Origin of the sequence: Desulfovibrio sp. 1214_IL3152, from assembly GCF_036763055.1 — a bacterium.
Lineage (GTDB): Bacteria > Desulfobacterota > Desulfovibrionia > Desulfovibrionales > Desulfovibrionaceae > Desulfovibrio.
This window is the reverse complement of sequence record NZ_JBAIYW010000303.1, coordinates 1-1,233: the sequence shown is the minus strand read 5'-3', so window position 1 is coordinate 1,233 and position 1,233 is coordinate 1. Positions and strand designations below refer to the sequence as shown.

At 59.0% G+C, this 1,233-nt stretch carries 1 protein-coding gene; it reads left to right on the top strand.

From position 1 onward, the window contains the following. Positions 1-943, top strand: a 943-nt coding sequence (locus V6C07_RS06480; protein ID WP_333535534.1) for an autotransporter outer membrane beta-barrel domain-containing protein, incomplete at its 5' end; no start/stop codon positions are given. Between the last annotated feature and the right edge of the window lie 290 nt (positions 944-1,233).

The following is a 1,233-nucleotide window of genomic DNA, read 5'->3' as shown; positions in this document are numbered from 1 at the left end:
GGCTGGCGCGGCCATTACCCAGCGTACCAGCATCGCCCAGCCCGACGGCAACGGCATGCAGTCCGTTTCGCTCGACAAGACCGACGGCGTGAACAAAAAGGGCATGGCCCTGTGGATCATGCCCCTGTACCAGAGCCAGAACGCCTGGAGCATGGAAGCCGGCAACAACTATGACCTCAAGTGGCACGGCGGCCTTGGCGGCGTGGCCCTTGGCGGCGACTATACCTTTGATAACGCCCTGCGCGCGGGCATCGCCTTCAATATCGGCGGCGGCTATGCCGAAGGCGAAGGCGATCTGGCAAAAACCACCAACAGCTTCAACTTCTGGGGCCTTGGCGCTTACGCCGGGTGGGCAGTGGAAAACTTCGGCCTCACTGCCGACGTCAACTACACCAGCACCTATAACAAGGTGAAGCAGGAACTGCCCGGAGCCATGCAGATGCGCGACCTCAAGAGCGACATCACGGCATACGCCCTGAGCACCGGCCTGCGCGCCGAATACAAGCTCAATACCCAGTATGTGGACATCATCCCCCACCTGGGCGTGCGCTACATGTATGTGAACACCAATTCCTATGACGTGAAGAGCAACGGCACCGTCATGCACGGGGACGAGATGAACCAGAACATCTGGACATTCCCCATCGGCGTGACCTTCAGCAAGCAGGTTGAAACCGGCAGCGGCTGGTATGTGAAGCCCAGCCTTGACCTCGGCGTCATTCCCGCCACCGGCGACATTGAGGCCAAGAGCAAGATCCGCTTCACCGGCACCGGAACCAAGGCCGAACTGGACACCCATACCATGGACTACATGAGCTATACGGGCGGACTTGGCCTTGACTTCGGCAATGACAACCTGAGCCTCGGCGTGAACTACAACATACAGGCATCTGAACACAGCACCTCGCACGGCGTGTTCGGTACTGTCCGTTACGAGTTCTAGACACTGTCCAAGCCAGAGTAAAACCAAAGTACAACCATCCGGCGCGGGGCGGCTTACGCCGCCCCGCCTGCATTTGCAAACACCACAAGCGCCCATACGGCTTGTGCGGCCGTCCGCGCCCTGCCCTTCCTTGGGCGCGGACGGCTTTTTCCTTCAAGGTACATTTATGACAAAACAAATACGTTTTGCAGCCCTGGGGCTGCTCTGCATTTTTCTGACGGGATGCCTTAATTTCGATGAGCCGCCCAAAGTCGGAGTTGTGGATGTGGACCGCGTGCTACGCGATTCCC